Source organism: Terrabacter carboxydivorans (assembly GCF_039532035.1).
Lineage (GTDB): Bacteria > Actinomycetota > Actinomycetes > Actinomycetales > Dermatophilaceae > Terrabacter > Terrabacter carboxydivorans.
Genome location: NZ_BAAARE010000027.1, coordinates 1 through 15,945 on the forward strand (window position 1 = coordinate 1; position 15,945 = coordinate 15,945).

Genomic DNA, 15,945 nt, shown 5'->3' on the forward strand with positions numbered 1-15,945 from the left:
TGCTCTTCTATCGACTCCTCGAGCAAGCCGTGGACACTGACCCGCACCCGCTCAAGGACCTTCTCAAGCCAGCAGAAACCGGCATACCGGACTTCACCTAAGCAGATATGCAGAACATGTGTTCGATTCTAGGTGAAGGCCGCCGCGAGCGACAGGTTCATCCACAACCGATCCCGTTCGCGCAGAGCGGAATTCGCCTCAGTCACGGTCCACATACAGGCAGAACGGGTGACCTGCCGGGTCGAGCATCACCCGGACATCCTCCTGCGGCTGGAATCCGGCAAGCACGGCTCCGAGCTCGACGGCATACGCCACGGCGGCATCGAGGTCGTCCACCTCGAGGTCGAGGTGCAGCATCATGATCGGTCGCCCCGGCTCGCTCGGCCAGACCGGTCGGACGTAGTTGGGCTCTGTCTGGAACGAGAGGTTGTAGCCGTGGGTGTCCGACGGGGCGAGCGTCGCCCAGCTCGGGGTGTCCCTGAACAACGTCCAGCCGAGCAGTCGCTCGTAGAAGTGCGCGAGGGCGGATGCGTCGGGGGCATCGAGCACGACACCGAACCAGTGCTTCGTCGTTCGTAGCGGCATCGCCCCAGCATGCCGACAGGGCGCATACCCAGGGGCACAAAGACCGGCCGAAATCACGGGATCGACGTATCAGGCGCGCTGCCTCTCGCTCTGAAGGGTGTCGGCGAAGGTCCAGGCACGCGCGTCGACGAACCTCCACCCTCCAGGGGTGGTGCTGGGCGGGGCCTGGACCGCCAGCACTTGCACGTCCACCTGTCTGGGCGCGGGGCCATCGCGACCACCGGGAACCGGCGCGACCGCAACCAACCCGCGCGGCTCAGCGTGACCGGGCGAGACCTCGCACGATGACCGACAGGCCAACCTCGAACGCCTTGGCCTCGGTCGTGACGTCGGGCGCAGGCAGATCGGGGTCGACGGTCGACGCCAAGGCTCGATCCTGTTGTCCGGCAACCGAACCCAGGATGTGGTGTACGACGAGCGCAGCCGCCTCGTCACGCTCCGCCGCGGGCGCGCCGGCGGCGTGGACGAGTCGTGCGAGGTCACGCAGGGGGCGTGCGGCACCCGGCTCAACGGCATACGCGAGGCCGACCACGTCGGCGGCGTCGGGCACCTTGACCAGGGCGTCGCGCACGGCGACCGCGAGCCCGACCAGCGCCTCGGCCGGCGGCTGGTCGACCGGAGGGCTGGGGATCTCGGCGAGCAGGACGTCGGCCACCTCGACGAGCAGCTCCTGCTTGTTGGCGACGTGCCAGTAGAGCGCGCCGGGCGCCACTCCGAGCTCGCGAGCGAGGCGACGCATCGACAGGTCACCGAGGCCGTACCGCCGCAGCAGGTCGACGGCGGTCGCGACGACCTGCTCGCGACTGAGCGCCATGCGCTGCCCCCGTCCTCGACGTCGCCCCGGGTGGGCCACGTTGACAGCCGAGCCTAACGAGTCGGCATACTGAACACCGTTCAAGTTGAACACCGTTCAACGCCGAGCGCAAGGAGCCCGCATGACCCGCCGATTCGACGACCTCGCCGACGCCGTGCTGGCCGGCACCCCGGCGACCCAGGACGACGCCCTGGACGTCCTGCGGGCCACCGACGAGGAGCTGCTGGCCGTGGTGACGGCCGCGGCTCGACTGCGACGCAAGCACTTCGGCAACACGGTGAAGGTCAACTACCTCGTCAACCTCAAGTCGGGCCTGTGCCCCGAGGACTGCCACTACTGCTCCCAGCGGCTCGGCTCGCAGGCCGACATCCTCAAGTACACCTGGCTCAAGACCGACGAGGCGATCGAGCAGGCGGCCGCGGGACTGCGCGGGGGCGCGAGCCGGATCTGCATGGTCTCGAGCGGTCGAGGCCCCACCGACCGGGACGTCGAGCGGGTCGCCGGCATGGTCGGGGCCCTCAAGCAGGAGCACCCCGACGTCGAGGTCTGTGCGTGCCTGGGCCTGCTCAAGGACGGCCAGGCCGAGCGGCTGCGTGCCGCTGGCGTCGACGCCTACAACCACAACCTCAACACCGCCGAGTCGCACCACGACGACATCGTCACCAGCCACACCTACGCCGACCGCGTCGACACCGTGACCAAGGCCAAGGAGGCCGGCCTGTCGCCGTGCTCCGGCCTCATCGCCGGCCTGGGCGAGAACGACGAGCAGCTCGTCGAGGCTCTCTTCGCGCTCCGCGACCTCGGATCCGACTCGATCCCCGTCAACTTCCTCATGCCCTTCGACGGGACGCCGCTCGAGGGCACGTGGGACCTGACTCCCGGACGCTGCCTCCGCATCCTCGCCATGGCCCGGATCGTCTGCCCCGACAAGGAGATCCGCATCGCCGGCGGCCGGGAGATGCACCTGCGCTCGCTGCAGGGACTGGCCCTCCACGTCGCCAACTCCATCTTCCTCGGCGACTACCTCACCTCCGAGGGCCAGGCCGCCGAGGCTGACCTCGAGCTGATCCGTGACAACGGTTTCGTGGTCCTCGGCGCCGACGAGGCCACCAACGCCACACGGGGCCCCGAGGCCACCGGCGCGGCAGTCACGACGCACGACCCGGTCAAGCGTCGTCGTGGCGCCGGCACCGAGCTGCCCGCCAATGCCTGACACGCTGGGCTCCCCTCTCGCCGCGCGCGACCGCGGGCTCGTGTGGCACCCCTACGCACCGCTCGACGGCCCTGCCCCGTATGCCGTCGAGGACGCCTCCGGGGTCCGGCTCACCCTCACGTCTCCCGACGGGACGCGCTACGAGGTCGTCGACGCCATGGCGTCGTGGTGGTGCGCGGTGCACGGCTACGGCCACCCGGCGCTCGACGCAGCGGCCCACGAGCAGCTCGACCGGTTCAGCCATGTCATGTTCGGCGGCCTGACCCACGAGCCTGCCGTCCGGCTCGCCGAGCGGCTCACGGCGATGGCTCCCGGACCGATGGCCCACGTCTTCTTCGCCGACTCGGGCTCGGTCTCGGTGGAGGTGGCCCTCAAGCTGTCGCTGCAGTACCAGGCCGCTCGCGGGCGACCCAAGCGGCAGCGGTTCCTCACGGTGCGAGGCGGCTACCACGGTGACACGTTCGCGGCGATGAGCGTGTGCGACCCCGTCGACGGCATGCACTCGGCCTTCCCCGGAGCGCTCGCGCGTCAGGTCTTCGCGCCACGACCTCCTGCGGCCCGGCTCGCCCTCACTGTGACCGGCGAAGAGGTCTGGGAGACAGACAGATCCGCTCTCGAGGCCTGGTCGCTCGAGGTGCAGGCCCTCGCTGCGACGCACTCGGACGAGCTCGCCGCTGTCGTCGTCGAGCCCGTGCTGCAGGGCGCCGGCGGCATGCACGTCTACCACCCCGACTGCCTCCGGGTGCTCCGTGACGTCGCGGACGAGCACGGGCTGCTCCTCGTCGTCGACGAGATCGCCACGGGTTTCGGTCGCACGGGTCGGCTCTTCGCCTCCGAGTGGGCCGACGTGGTCCCTGACGTGATGTGCGTCGGCAAGGCACTGACCGGCGGATACCTCTCTCTCGCAGCCGTACTCACGACTCGCGAGGTCGGTGGGACGATCACCCGGTCGACGTTCCGTGCCCTGCTCCACGGGCCCACCTTCATGGCCAACCCGCTCGCCTGTGCGGTCGCCAACGCCTCCGTCGAACTCGTCGAGAGCTCGTGGAAGGAGCAGGTCCCCCGCGTCGGTCGCCTGCTCGCGGAGCACCTCGAGACGGCAGCCGCCCTCCCCCACGTCACCGAGGTCCGCACCATCGGGGCCGTGGGCGTCGTGCAGCTCACGTCGCCGGTCGACGTGCCACGCGTCACCCGTGCCGCGGTCGAGCGGGGCTTGTGGGTGCGCCCGTTCCGCGACCTCGTCTACACGATGCCGCCCTACGTCTGCACCGACGACGACGTGCGGCTCATCGCCGAGGGCATCGTCGGGGCCGTGGCGCAGGTGCACGGATGAGCGGCTGGGCGGCCTGGCTGGCCGAGCGCTCCCAGCTGCGGACGAGCCGCGGGACGGAGCGCTTCGACCCCGTGCTGCGCGTGTGCCGCCCCGGCGCCAGGACGAGCGACCCGCTCGACCTCGCCTCGAACGACTACCTCGGGCTGGCCCGCGACGAGCGCGTCGTCACCGCGGCGAAGAAGGCGCTCGACCGCTACGGCGCGTCGGCGACCGCCAGCCGCCTGGTCACGGGCACGCTGCCCGTGCACCGCGACCTCGAGGCTGCCCTCTGCGGCCTGACCGGCCAGCCGAGCGCCCTCGCCTTCTCCACCGGGTATGCCGCCAACCTCGGCGTGCTGACGGCGCTCAGTGGCCGCGGGGCCGAGATCCTGCTCGACGCGCACGCCCACGCCTCCCTGCACGACGCCGCCCGCATGTCCCGCGTCCCCTACGCGACCTTCGCCCACAACGACGCCACGGCGCTGGAGGCCGAGCTCGCAGCCCGCCCGGACCGACGGGTCCTCGTCGCCGTCGAGTCGATCTACTCCGTCCTCGGCGACGCCGCTCCCCTGCGGGAGCTGCTGGAGGTCTGCCACCGCCACGGGGCGCTGCTCGTCGTCGACGAGGCGCACGGCCTCGGCGTGGCGGGGCACGGCCGCGGACTCGTCCACGAGCTCGACCTCGTCGGAGCCCCTGACCTCCTCGTCACGGTCACCCTGTCCAAGGCCCTCGGGTCCCAGGGTGGCGCCGTCCTCGGACCGACAGCCGTCCGCGACCACCTCGTCAACACGGCCCGGAGCTTCATCTTCGACACCGGCCTGGCACCGGCAGCCGCAGCCGCAGCCTGCGCCGCAGCCGACGTCGTCGCGGGCGACCCGGGCCTCGCCGGCGCGGTCCGGGCCAACGCGGGCACCATCGCCGCCGTGTGCGGGATCGACCCGGCAGCCGGGGCGGTGCAGTCCCTGCCCATGCCCTCGACCGACAGCGCCGTCGCCGCAGCCCTGGACCTCCGGTCCCAGGGCATCCTCGTCGGCTGCTTCCGCCCGCCCAGCGTCCCGGACGGCGTGTCCCGGCTCCGGGTCACGGCGCGGGCCGACCTCTCGGGCGAGGACCTCTTCGAGGCCGCCCGGCTCGTCGCGCGGGCCGCGGCGGCTCACGGCGGCGCTTCAGGTCGCCCCGCTACCGTCGAGGGGCCACGGGCGGGGGACGCTCCCTCCCCCGTCCGTGGCCTCACGTCGGTCGCGGCCGTCGAGGGCGTGCAGGGTCCGGTGCCGGCGACGCCGCTCCGCGCCGTCCCCAGGGCGACGATGACTGAGTCGCGCCTGCCATCGGTCCTGGTCGTGACGGGCACCGACACGGACGTCGGCAAGACCGTCGTGACGGCGGCGGTCGTCGCGACTGCGCTGGCCGCGGGACTGGGCGTCACGGCATACAAGCCCACCCAGACCGGGGTGGGACCGGGCGAGCCCGGCGACATGGCCGAGGTGGAGCGGCTCACGGGGGTGCAGGGCGCCGAGGGCACCCGCCTGCGCGCGCCCATGGCGCCGCGGCCTGCGGCACGTCTGGAGGGGGCCGCGCTGCCCACCCTCGACGATCACGTGCGCCGCATCGCAGACCTGGCCAAAGGACACGACCTCGTCGTCGTCGAGGGCGCAGGCGGGCTGCTGGTCGAGCTCGACGACGACGGCGCGACGCTGGCCGACCTCGCGGCCGCCCTCCCGGACTGTGGCGTGCTCGTCGTCGCACGCAGCGCGCTGGGCACCCTCAACCACACGATGCTCACCCGCGAAGCACTCTCGCATCGCGGGATCCGTCACCTGGGCGTCGTGCTCGGGTCGTGGCCTGCGGACCCCGACGTCATCGAGACGACGAACCGTGAGCACCTCGCAGCCCTGCCCGAGGGCCTGCTGGGCGCCGTGCCGACCGGGGCGCCGGGACTCGACGCCGCCGCCTTCCGCGAGGCCGCGCCCGGGTGGCTCCCCGCACTGGCTCAGCGCCTCGGGACGCCCTGACGCAGCAGGCCGTGCACGATCCCGTCGGTCAGGGCCCGCCACGACGCGGCCAGGATCGAGCCGGCGACGCCGATGGTGTCCCAGGACGTCTCGCCGTCGGAGGTCTCGATGAGCACGCGGGTCACGGCGTCGGTGCCGTGCGAGGCGTCGAGGATGCGCACCTTGAAGTCGATGAGCTCGATCTTCTCGATCTCGGGGTAGGCGCGGGTCAGCGCCTCGCGCAGGGCGTGGTCGAGGGCGTTGACGGGTCCGTTGCCCTCGCCGGTAGCGATGAGGCGGGCACCGTCGGCGCGGAGCTTGACCGTGGCCTCCGACGTGGCGTCGCCCTCGCCCGAGGAGTCGGTGATGACGCGCCAGGACTCTACCTCGAAGTAGTCGGTGCAGCCCGGGTCGAGCGCCTCGCGGAGCATCAGCTCGACGGTGGCGTCGGCGGCGTCGAAGGTCCACCCCCGCAGCTCGAGCTCCTTGACCTCGGCGAGCACCGCGGCGACGACGTCCGGGCGGTCGGACAGGTCGAGGCCTGCCTCGCGGGCCTTCAGCTCGATGCTCGCGCGGCCGGCCATGTCCGAGACGAGGGTGCGCATGCCGTTGCCGACGAGGGCGGGGTCCATGTGCTGGTAGAGGTCGGGGTCGACCTTGAGCGCGCTGGCGTGCAGACCGGCCTTGTGCGCGAAGGCGCTGGCGCCGACGTACGGCTGGCGGCTGTAGGCCGGGACGTTGGTGACCTCGCTGATCGCGTGGGCGATGTGCATGGCCCGACGGAGGGCGTCCGGCTCCATCGCGTGCAGCCCGAGCTTGAACTGCAGGTTGGCGGCGACGGTGACGAGGTCGGCGTTGCCGGTGCGCTCTCCGTAGCCGTTGACGGTGCCCTGCACGTGGGTCGCCCCGGCACGCACGGCCGCGACGGAGTTGGCGGCGGCGCAGCCGGTGTCGTTGTGGCAGTGGGCTCCCACGCGGGCGCCCGTCGAGGCGATGACGTCGGCGACGACCTCCTCGACCTGGTGCGGCAGCATGCCGCCGTTGGTGTCGCAGAGCACGACGACCTCGGCCCCGGCGTCGTGCGCGGTGCGCACCACGGACAGGGCATAGTCGCGGTCGAGGTGCCAGCCGTCGAAGAAGTGCTCGCAGTCGACGAAGACCCGGCGCCCCTGTCCCACGAGGTGGCTGACCGTGTCGCGGACCATCTCGAGGTTCTCCTCGAGCGTCGTGCGCAGGGCACGCTCGACGTGGCCGGTGTGCGACTTGGCGACGAGGCAGACCACCGAGGCTCCCGAGTCGACGAGGGCCCTGACGAGGGCGTCCTCCGCCGCGACGCCGCCGGCTCGACGGGTGGCCCCGAAGGCGGCGAGCGTCGCGTGGCGCAGCTCGAGCTCGGTGCGAGCCCGCTCGAAGAACTCGGTGTCCTTCGGGTTGGCACCGGGCCAGCCGCCCTCGATGAAGTCGACCCCGAGATCGTCGAGCAGCGCGGCGATGGCGAGCTTGTCCGACACCGAGAGGTTGAGCCCCTCCTGCTGGGCGCCGTCGCGCAGGGTGGTGTCGTAGACGTGCAGCGCTTCCATGGCCTTCATTGTCCTCGATCTCGGGGGTTCGGCCGACCGCCCGTCCAGGGCGGTCGACGCCGGTGTGGGAGCGTCCCGTTCTCTTCTCGTGGCGCGTCGGCCGGGGTGTCGGCCTGCGCGCTGTCTCCGTCGGGGGTGGTTCGGGAAACAAAAAGACCCCCCAGGGTTGGGAGGTCTGCGCGACGAGGGGTGCTCGTCGCGCTACTCGATAATGAGGGTGCCGGTGGGCACGGGTCGCTTCATCACACGCTCACGGTAGGCCGCGTGAAACGTCGGCGAAACACGGCGTCCGGATCGTGGACTCCGCGTCCCATCCCGAAGCCAGGGGCGGCCCGTCAGGTCGGCCGCGACCGGAGCCTGCGCCTGCGGTCGGCAGCCTCGACGAGCGCGTGGAAGAGCCGGGGGTCGGTGCCGACCTCGGGGTGCCACTGGACGGCGAGCCGGAAGGAGGCGCCGGGGTCCTCCATCGCCTCGAGCGTCCCGTCGTCGGCCCAGGCGGACGCGACGTAGCCGGGATGCCGCAGCACCGACTGGTGGTGGTAGCTCGGCACGTCGACCTGCTCACCGAGGATGTCGGCGAGCAGGGTGCCGGCCACCGTCCGCACGGGGTGGTTGCCGTACGTCGCCGGCGCGGGCGAGTGCTCGTGGTGACCGACGCGGTCGGGCACGTGCTGCTCGAGCATCCCGCCCGCCGCGACGGCCATCACCTGCATGCCCCGGCAGATGCCGAGGATCGGCAGGTCCGCCTCGGCGCTCGCCCGGGCGATCGCCAGCTCCGTCGAGTCCCGGTCGGGCCTCGAGGCCTGGACGGAGGCGTGTCGCTCGTCGGCGTACAGCTCGGGCGCCACGTCGACGCCGCCCGCCAGGACGACGGCGTCGAGGCGCTCGACGATCTCGAGCGCCGTGCCGTCGTCCGCGTCGGGACGGGGCGGGATGACGACCGCGATCGCGCCGGCGTCCTCGACGTGCTGGACGTAGCGGTGCGGCACGAGGGCGCCGGGCACGTCGACCCAGCTCCCCCACGACGCACGTTCGACGTAGGCGGTGATCCCGATGACCGGGCGGCCCATGCGCACCTCCTGTCCCTTCCTCTCCCAGTCTCCTCCGTGTCCCTACCGCGTCAGAGCGGCGTGACGTAGGCGCCGGAGATGCCGCCGTCGACGAGGAAGGTCGAGGCCGTGATGAAGCTCGACTCGTCCGAGGCGAGGAAGAGCACCGCGTTGGCCATCTCCTCGGGCTCGCCGAAGCGCCCCATCGGCACATGGACGAGTCGCCGGGCGGCGCGCTCCTCGTCCTTGGCGAAGAGCTCCTGGAGCAGCGGCGTGTTGACCGGGCCCGGGCAGAGCGCGTTGACCCGGACGCCCTGTCGGGCGAACTGGACCCCGAGCTCGCGCGACATGGAGAGCACGCCTCCCTTGCTGGCGCTGTAGGAGATTTGCGAGGTGGCCGCACCCATCACCGCCACGAACGACGCCGTGTTGATGATCGAGCCCTTGCCCTGCTCGAGCATGTAGGGCAGGGCCGCCTTGCAGCACAGGTAGACCGACGTGAGGTTGACCTCCTGGACCTTGCGCCACGCGTCGAGGTCGGTGTCGAGGATGGAGTCGTCCTCGGGCGGGCTGATGCCGGCGTTGTTGAAGGCGATGTCGACCGAGCCGAACATCTCCTTCGCCGTGCGAAAGAGCGCGTCGACGTCCTCCTTGCTCACGACGTCCACACGCACGAAGGCGCCGCCGACCTCCTCCGCGATGCGCGGTCCGTTCACCTCGTCGAGGTCGCCGATGACGACCTTGGCACCCTCCTCGGCAAAACGCCGAACCGTCGCGAGACCGATGCCCGAGCATCCTCCGGTGATGACCGCGACCTTGCCGTCGAGCCTGCCTGCCATGTGAATTTCCTTCCAGCCCAATGTGTTACGTGTCAGATGTGGGGGTGACCGTCAGTCGGTCGAGATGAAGACGTTCTTGACCTCGGAGAACGCGTCGAGGGCATCCGGGCCGAGCTCGCGCCCGATGCCGCTCTGCTTGAAGCCGCCGAACGGCGTCGAGTACCGGACGCTGCTGTGGGAGTTGACCGAGAGGTTGCCGGCCTCGACGCCTCGTGCGACCCGCAGGCCGCGGCCGATGTCGCGCGTCCAGATCGACCCGGAGAGGCCGTATGCCGTGTCGTTGGCCTTGGCGACCGCGTCGGCCTCGTCGTCGAAGGGCATGACCGCCACCACGGGACCGAACACCTCCTCCTGCCAGACCCGGTCGGTCGTCGAGCGGGGCAGCACCACGGTCGCGGGGTACCAGTAGCCGCTGCCGTCGGGGGCGTCGCCGCGGAAGGCGACGTCGACGTCCTCGGTGGCCTCCTCGACGTAGGAGCGCACGGTGTCGCGCTGGCCGGCGCTGATGAGCGGTCCCATCTCGGCGGACTCGTCACGGGGGTCGGTGACGACGACACCGCGCACCGCCGTCTCGAAGTGCTCCATGAACGTCTCGAACACGCTGCGCTGCACGAGGATCCGGCTGCGGGCGCAGCAGTCCTGCCCGGCGTTGTCGAAGACGCCGTAGGGAGCCCTGGCCGCGGCGAGCTCGAGGTCGGAGTCAGCGAAGACGATGTTGGCGCTCTTCCCCCCGAGCTCGAGGGTGATGCGCTTGACCTGGTCGGCGGCTCCCCGCATGATCCGCTGCCCGACCGCCGTCGACCCGGTGAAGCAGACCTTGCGCACCTCGGGATGGGTGACGAACCGCTCCCCCACGACCGGACCCTTGCCGGGCACGACCGTGAGGACGCCCTCGGGGATCCCGGCCTCGAGGGCCAGCTCTCCGAGGCGCATCGCCGTCAGCGGCGTCAGCTCGGCCGGCTTGAGCACGACCGTGTTGCCGGCGGCCAGGGCCGGCGCGAAGCCCCAGCCGGCGATCGGCATCGGGAAGTTCCACGGCACGATGATGCCGACGACGCCGAGGGGCTCACGGAAGGTGACGTCGATGCCGCCCGCGACCGGGATCTGGCGGCCGAAGTTCCGCTCCGGCGCGCCGGAGTAGTAGGCGAGGACGTCACGGACGTTGCCGGCCTCCCAGCGCGCGTTGCCGATGGTGTGCCCGGCGTTCTCGACCTCGAGCAGGGCGAGCTCCTCCTGGTGCTCGCCGACGAGGTCGGAGAAGCGCCGCAGCAGCAGCGCGCGGTCGGCCGGGGCGACGGCCGCCCAGGCCGGGGCTGCCGCGCTCGCCCGGGCGATCGCGGCGTCGGCCTGCTCGAGCGAGGCCAGCTCGACCGAGCGGACGACCTCCTCGGTGGCCGGGTTGATGACGTCGTGCGTCTGGCTGGCAGTGGTCATGCGTCGTCTTCCTTGCTGGTTCGATGTGTCGGTGCACCCCGGGCCCGCTCGGACACATCGAGCCGATGGTCGGCTGGCGGGGGCCCGGGTGGTGGGTCGGGGTCAGAGCCGCTCGAAACCTCTCCTGCGCTCCCAGTCGGTGACTGCCGCGTTGAACGCCGTGATCTCGACGTCGGCAGCGTTGACGTAGTGGTCCACGACCTCGTCGCCGAAGGCGGCCCGAGCGACGGCCGAGCCGGCGAGCAGGTCCCGCGCCTCCTGCAGCGTCGAGGGCACGTGCGGCTTGTCGGACGTGTAGGCGTTGCCGTCGAGAGCCGGCTCGAGCGGCAGCTCGTTCTCGATGCCGTGGAGGCCACCGGCGAGCATGGCGGCGACGGCGAGGTAGGGGTTGAGGTCGCCACCACCGATGCGGTTCTCGACCCGGAGCCCGGCTCCGTGACCCACGACACGGAGCGCGCACGTGCGGTTGTCACGACCCCATGCGACCGTGGTCGGCGCGAAGCTCGCCGAGGAGAACCGCTTGTAGGAGTTGATGTTCGGCGCGTAGAAGTAGGTCAGCTCCCGCTGCGTGGCGAGGATGCCCGCGAGGAAGTGCTCGAACATCGCGCTGTGCCCGTGCTCGCGGTCGTCGTCGACGAACACCGTCTCGCCGTCGAGTCCGCGCAGCGACAGGTGGATGTGGCACGAGCTGCCCTCGCGCTGGTCGAACTTGGCCATGAAGGTCAGGGACTTGCCGTGGTGGGCCGCGATCTCCTTCGCCGCGTTGCGGTAGACGACGTGGTTGTCGCACGTGCGCACCGCCGTGTCGAACAGGAAGCCGATCTCGTGCTGGCCGTAGTTGCACTCACCCTTCGCGCTCTCGACGACGGCGCCCGCGGCATACATCTCGTTGCGGATCTCGCGCAGCAGCGGCTCGACCCGGTCGCCCCCGAGGATGGAGTAGTCGACGTTGTAGCGGTTGGCCGGCGTGAGCCCGGTGTATCCCGAGTCCCACGCCTGCTCGTAGGACTCCTGGAAGACGATGAACTCGAGCTCGGTGCCGCAGTGCGCGGCCATGCCGAGGGCGGCCGCGCGGTCCACCTGCGCCTTGAGCACCGACCGCGGCGACTGCACGACCGCGCCGCTCCCGTCGAGCCAGGTGAGGTCGCACTGCACCGTCGCCGAGTTGCGGCTGCCCGGGGTGCGGCGCAGGGTCTCCAGGTCGAGGTCGAAGAACATGTCGCCGTAGCCGCGCTCCCACGAGGAGATGGCGTAGCCGTCGACGGTGTTCATGTCGACGTCGACGGCGAGCAGGTAGTTGCAGCCCTCGGTGCCGTCCTCGAGCACGTGGTCGAGGAAGTAGTGCCCGTGCAGGCGCTTGCCCTGCAGCCGTCCCTGCATGTCGGTGAACGCGACGACGACCGTGTCGATGTCGCCCGCCTCGATCTCGGTGCGGAGCTGGTCGACGGTCAGAGCCGGTGGTTTCGCCATGTCTCTTCCTATCCGATGAGGCCGCGGAGCAGCGCGGAGGTGGCATCGCAGTGCTCCTCCATGACCACGCGGGCCCGGTCAGGGTCGCCGCCGAGGATGGCCTCGACGATCTGGGTGTGCTGGGTGTCGGAGTGCTCGATGTTGCGCCGGAGGACCGGGATCGCCATGAGCATGTCGTGCAGGGCCGCCTGCGCCCGGGTCACCGCGTCGACGAGCATCGGCGACCCCGAGAGCGTGGCGATCGCGAGGTGCAGCCGCGAGTCCGCGACGCGGTGGGCGGCGGCGTCGGGCGCCTGCTCGACCTCGCGCAGGCTCTCCGTCAGCCAGGCCCGCTGGTCGCCGGCCAGCGGCTGGGTCGCGGCGAGCCAGGCGGCCCCCGGCTCGACGACCCGGCGGAAGGTCAGGGCGTCGAGCATGGCCGCACCGCTGCGAACGAAGGTCCCCGGGACCCCCGCCGACGACGATGGCGCCGAGGGGATCACGGCGGCATACGTCACCGTCGTGCCACCGCCCCGGCCCCGCTTCGTCGTGACCAGGCCGGAGTCGCGCAGCGCCGCGATGGCCTCGCGCAGCGTGTTGCGGCTGACGCCGAGGCGCTCGGCGAGGTCCCGCTCCGGCGGCAGCTGCTCGCCGTCGGCGAGCACCCCGAGCCGGATCGCCCGCGCGAGCTGCTCGACGGTGTTCTCGAAGGCGTTGCCGGACGCCGGGCGCAGGACCGCGTCCGGCAACGCCGTGAGTGCGAGGTGACGCTCTCCCCTGACTGCCGGCATCTCAGTTCAGGAGCTCCGCGGCCGGCTTGGTGTCGTGCCCCTCGGGGACGTCGCGCATGAAGTGCTTGCGTCCACCGGCGAACCACGACCCCAGGGCGAAGAGCGCGACGACCACGACCGTCACCGGTGCGAAGTTGAACGTCGGGTCCCCCAGCGTGCCGGGCGAGTACTGCGGCAGGAGGAAGAGGATGACGATGAAGCCCACCCAGACGATGGCGACCCACCCGATCGGGGCGCTCCACCGGCCGAGGTTCCAGCGGCCCTGCCGGAAGTCGGGGTTGAGGCGCCGCAGCAGGATCGGCGTCGCGTAGGCGATGTAGAGGCCGATGACGGCCACCGAGGTGACGGCGAAGAAGGCGGTCGTGTTCCAGATCGCCGGCACGGTGAGCACGAAGGACAGGGCGGCGCACAGCCAGATGGAGTTCGTCGGGGTGCCGGTGCGCGGGTTGATGCGGGCCCACAGCCGTGAACCGGGGAGGGCGTTGTCGCGCGAGAAGGCATACGACATACGGGAGTTCGCCGTCACGGAGGCCATGCCGCAGAAGAACTGTGCGACGCCGCAGATGACGACCATCGTGACCCCGAGACGCTCACCGAGCGCGTCGAGGAAGATCTGGGCCGGCGGCAGCCCGTTGGCGTCGGCGGCCTTGCGAGCGGTGTCGTAGTTCTGGATCGCAGCGGTCACCGACACGAGCAGGATCGAGCCGGCCACGATGGAGACCCACACGCTGCGCACGATCCCCTTCGGGGCCTCGACGGCGGCGTTGCGCGTCTCCTCGGCGACGTGCGCGGACGCGTCGTAGCCGGTCAGGGTGTACTGCGCCATGAGCAGGCCGACGAGGAAGGCGTAGATCGGCAGGCCGAACACGCCACCGGTGCCCGCGAAGCCCGTGTTGTTGACGTAGTGCGTGAAGGTCCACGACAGCGTCTGGTGCGGGACCGGTGCGACCCAGAGGGCCACGACGATGATCGCCACACCGACGACGTGCCACCAGGCACTGACCGACGAGAGGATCTTGACGAGGTCGACCCCGAAGGTGTTGAGCAGGGCGTGGAGCAGCAGCAGGACCGCGAAGATGACGAAGACCTGCGGCAGGCCGAGCGCGTTGCCGGTGATCATCGTGTAGACGGCCGACCAGGTCAGGGCGGCGCCGTAGTCGATCGAGGCCGTCACCGCGACCTCGCCGAGGAAGTTGAACCAGCCGACGAACCACGCCCACTCGCGCTTGCGGCTGCGCGCGAGCCGGCCCGCCCACCAGTAGAGGCCACCGGCCGTCGGGTAGACGGAGCAGATCTCCGCCATGGCGAGGGCGACGCAGAGCACGAACGCTCCGCAGATGAGCCAACCGGTGTTGATGGCGAGCGGACCGCCGGCGTCCATGGCGAGGTAGTAGGTCGTGATGCAGCCGGCCAGGATCGAGATGATCGAGAAGGACACGGCGAAGTTGGAGAAGCCGCTCATGCCCCGGTGGAGCTCCTGCTTGTAGCCGAGCTCGGCGAGCATCGACTCGTCGTCGGAGGGCCCGGTGCTGACCTCGCGGGCGGTCGCGGTGTCGGATGTGGACGGAGGAACGCTCATGCACTACCTCGCAAACATCGCGCAGCGAACCTTTGTTCGCCGCTGCCAGTGGTGCTCGGCATCCTCCACCGGCGAAAGCGCCGACGTCAATGGTTCTGTATCAAACCTTTACGCTCACGTCCCGGTCGGGACCGAGCGCCCGGTCCGTCAGACGAGACGGGTCAGCCAGTGGTGCGAGTCCTCGACACGGCCGTACTGGATGTCGAGCAGGCGGCTGCGGATGGCCTCGGCGTAGCGGTCCTCGTGGCCGTCACGGCGGTGGTCGACGGAGCCGCCGTCCCAGCGCAGCTCCCCGACGGGGGTCACCACTGCCGCGGTGCCGCACGCGAAGATCTCGACGATGTCGCCGCTGGCGGCGCCATCCTTCCACTCCTCGATGGGGATGCGGCGCTCCTCGGGCTCGAGGTCAAGCTCCTTGGCGATCTCGAGGATCGAGCTGCGCGTCACACCTTCGAGGATCGTGCCGGTCAGCTCGGGCGTGATGATGCGCCCGTCCTTGGTGACGAGGAAGAGGTTCATGCCCCCGAGCTCCTCGATGTAGGTGTGCGTCGAGGAGTCGAGGAAGACGGCCTGGTCGCAGCCGTGCTCGATGCCCTCGAGCTGGCCGGCGAGCGAGCTGGCGTAGTTGCCGCCGCACTTGGCCGCGCCCGTGCCACCCTCGCCCGCGCGGGCGTAGTCGGTGGAGATCCACAGCGTCACCGGCTTGAGGCCGCCGGAGAAGTAGGCACCGGCCGGGGAGGCGATGACCGAGTAGGTGACCTGCTGCGCCGGGCGCACGCCGAGGAAGGCCTCGGACGCGAACATGAACGGCCGCAGGTAGAGGCTCTTCTCCCCCGCGTCGCCCGCCGGCACCCAGGCCTGGTCGACCGAGACGAGCTGGCGCAGCGACTCGATGAAGTCGTCCTCGGGCAGCTCGGGCAGCGCGAGTCGGCGGGCGGAGCGAGCGAAGCGGGCCGCGTTGGCCTCGGGACGGAAGGTCCAGATCGAGCCGTCGGCGTGACGGTAGGCCTTCATGCCCTCGAAGATCTCCTGGGCGTAGTGCAGCACCGCCGCCGCGGGGTCGAGCTGGAAGGGGCCGTACGGCTTGACCTGTGCATCGGCCCAGCCGCCGTCGGCGGTCCACGTCGCGACGACCATGTGGTCGGTGAAGGTCTTGCCGAAGCCGGGGTTCTCGAGGACCTCGGCGATCCGCTCGGGCGACGTCGGCTCGTCGCGGCGCGTGACCTCGAAGGACAGCTGGGTCATGACAAAACCTCCAGGAGCAAAATCAGCGGTGATCCGGTTGTCAGGCTATCGCTCACATCGTGAG

The 15,945-nt window shown here is 71.0% G+C and carries 13 protein-coding genes; 3 read left to right on the forward strand and 10 right to left on the reverse strand.

Annotated features, from left to right (window positions below; translation table 11 throughout):
* Positions 1-198 precede the first annotated feature (198 nt).
* Both ABD297_RS21055 and ABD297_RS21060 read right to left on the reverse strand, forming a co-directional pair.
* Positions 199-585 (reverse strand): VOC family protein, encoded by a 387-nt coding sequence (locus ABD297_RS21055; RefSeq protein WP_344257088.1) that lies wholly within the window; start codon positions 583-585, stop codon positions 199-201.
* A 256-nt stretch (positions 586-841) separates the two neighbouring features.
* Complete coding sequence (locus tag ABD297_RS21060) at positions 842-1,399, reverse strand: TetR/AcrR family transcriptional regulator (RefSeq protein ID WP_344257089.1); 558 nt, start codon at positions 1,397-1,399, stop codon at positions 842-844.
* A gap of 121 nt (positions 1,400-1,520) precedes the next feature.
* On the opposite strand from ABD297_RS21060, the gene bioB reads away from it, so the two are divergent.
* The 3 genes from bioB to bioD are packed head-to-tail and all read left to right on the forward strand — an operon-like array spanning position 1,521 to position 5,936.
* Complete coding sequence (gene bioB, locus ABD297_RS21065; RefSeq protein ID WP_344257090.1) at positions 1,521-2,612, forward strand: biotin synthase BioB; 1,092 nt, start codon at positions 1,521-1,523, stop codon at positions 2,610-2,612.
* Positions 2,605-3,945, forward strand: a complete 1,341-nt coding sequence (bioA, locus tag ABD297_RS21070) for an adenosylmethionine--8-amino-7-oxononanoate transaminase (protein WP_344257091.1) — start codon at positions 2,605-2,607, stop codon at positions 3,943-3,945. Before bioB ends, bioA begins: the two co-directional genes overlap by 8 nt.
* Complete coding sequence (bioD, locus tag ABD297_RS21075; protein WP_344257092.1) at positions 3,942-5,936, forward strand: dethiobiotin synthase; 1,995 nt, start codon at positions 3,942-3,944, stop codon at positions 5,934-5,936. The genes bioA and bioD overlap by 4 nt, the downstream gene beginning before the upstream one ends.
* Here bioD and cimA read toward each other — a convergent pair.
* The 8 genes from cimA to ABD297_RS21115 all read right to left on the reverse strand — a co-directional run bounded on the left by cimA (position 5,915) and on the right by ABD297_RS21115 (position 15,881).
* A complete protein-coding gene (cimA, locus tag ABD297_RS21080) occupies positions 5,915-7,495 on the reverse strand; it encodes a citramalate synthase (RefSeq protein WP_344257093.1) in 1,581 nt (526 codons plus the stop codon). The two genes, bioD and cimA, sit on opposite strands and share 22 nt — an antisense overlap.
* Positions 7,496-7,830: 335 nt before the next feature.
* Positions 7,831-8,565 (reverse strand): gamma-glutamyl-gamma-aminobutyrate hydrolase family protein, encoded by a 735-nt coding sequence (locus tag ABD297_RS21085; RefSeq protein ID WP_344257094.1) that lies wholly within the window; start codon positions 8,563-8,565, stop codon positions 7,831-7,833.
* A 50-nt stretch (positions 8,566-8,615) separates the two neighbouring features.
* On the reverse strand, positions 8,616-9,383 hold the full coding sequence (locus tag ABD297_RS21090; protein WP_344257095.1) for a 3-oxoacyl-ACP reductase: 768 nt from the start codon (positions 9,381-9,383) through the stop codon (positions 8,616-8,618).
* Positions 9,384-9,434: 51 nt separating this feature from the next.
* Positions 9,435-10,817, reverse strand: a complete 1,383-nt coding sequence (locus ABD297_RS21095) for an aldehyde dehydrogenase family protein (RefSeq protein WP_344257096.1) — start codon at positions 10,815-10,817, stop codon at positions 9,435-9,437.
* A gap of 102 nt (positions 10,818-10,919) precedes the next feature.
* Positions 10,920-12,287: a glutamine synthetase family protein gene (locus ABD297_RS21100; RefSeq protein WP_344257097.1), complete on the reverse strand. Its 1,368-nt coding sequence runs from the start codon at positions 12,285-12,287 to the stop codon at positions 10,920-10,922.
* Positions 12,288-12,295: 8 nt separating this feature from the next.
* Entirely contained in the window at positions 12,296-13,015 is a 720-nt protein-coding gene (locus tag ABD297_RS21105) for a FadR/GntR family transcriptional regulator (protein WP_344257098.1), read from the reverse strand.
* A gap of 43 nt (positions 13,016-13,058) precedes the next feature.
* Entirely contained in the window at positions 13,059-14,636 is a 1,578-nt protein-coding gene (locus ABD297_RS21110; protein WP_344257099.1) for an amino acid permease, read from the reverse strand.
* Between the two features lie 147 nt (positions 14,637-14,783).
* A complete protein-coding gene (locus tag ABD297_RS21115) occupies positions 14,784-15,881 on the reverse strand; it encodes a branched-chain amino acid aminotransferase (protein WP_344257100.1) in 1,098 nt (365 codons plus the stop codon).
* Positions 15,882-15,945: the final 64 nt, after the last annotated feature.

Excerpts from the sequence above, each read along its gene's own strand:
- ABD297_RS21055 (WP_344257088.1), bottom strand. The coding sequence starts at position 585 with ATGCCGCTACGAACGACGAAGCACTGGTTCGGTGTCGTGCTCGATGCC.
- ABD297_RS21060 (WP_344257089.1), bottom strand. The coding sequence starts at position 1,399 with ATGGCGCTCAGTCGCGAGCAGGTCGTCGCGACCGCCGTCGACCTGCTG.
- bioB (WP_344257090.1), top strand. The coding sequence starts at position 1,521 with ATGACCCGCCGATTCGACGACCTCGCCGACGCCGTGCTGGCCGGCACC.
- bioA (WP_344257091.1), top strand. The coding sequence starts at position 2,605 with ATGCCTGACACGCTGGGCTCCCCTCTCGCCGCGCGCGACCGCGGGCTC.
- bioD (WP_344257092.1), top strand. The coding sequence starts at position 3,942 with ATGAGCGGCTGGGCGGCCTGGCTGGCCGAGCGCTCCCAGCTGCGGACG.
- cimA (WP_344257093.1), bottom strand. The coding sequence starts at position 7,495 with ATGGAAGCGCTGCACGTCTACGACACCACCCTGCGCGACGGCGCCCAG.
- ABD297_RS21085 (WP_344257094.1), bottom strand. The coding sequence starts at position 8,565 with ATGGGCCGCCCGGTCATCGGGATCACCGCCTACGTCGAACGTGCGTCG.
- ABD297_RS21090 (WP_344257095.1), bottom strand. The coding sequence starts at position 9,383 with ATGGCAGGCAGGCTCGACGGCAAGGTCGCGGTCATCACCGGAGGATGC.
- ABD297_RS21095 (WP_344257096.1), bottom strand. The coding sequence starts at position 10,817 with ATGACCACTGCCAGCCAGACGCACGACGTCATCAACCCGGCCACCGAG.
- ABD297_RS21100 (WP_344257097.1), bottom strand. The coding sequence starts at position 12,287 with ATGGCGAAACCACCGGCTCTGACCGTCGACCAGCTCCGCACCGAGATC.
- ABD297_RS21110 (WP_344257099.1), bottom strand. The coding sequence starts at position 14,636 with ATGAGCGTTCCTCCGTCCACATCCGACACCGCGACCGCCCGCGAGGTC.
- ABD297_RS21115 (WP_344257100.1), bottom strand. The coding sequence starts at position 15,881 with ATGACCCAGCTGTCCTTCGAGGTCACGCGCCGCGACGAGCCGACGTCG.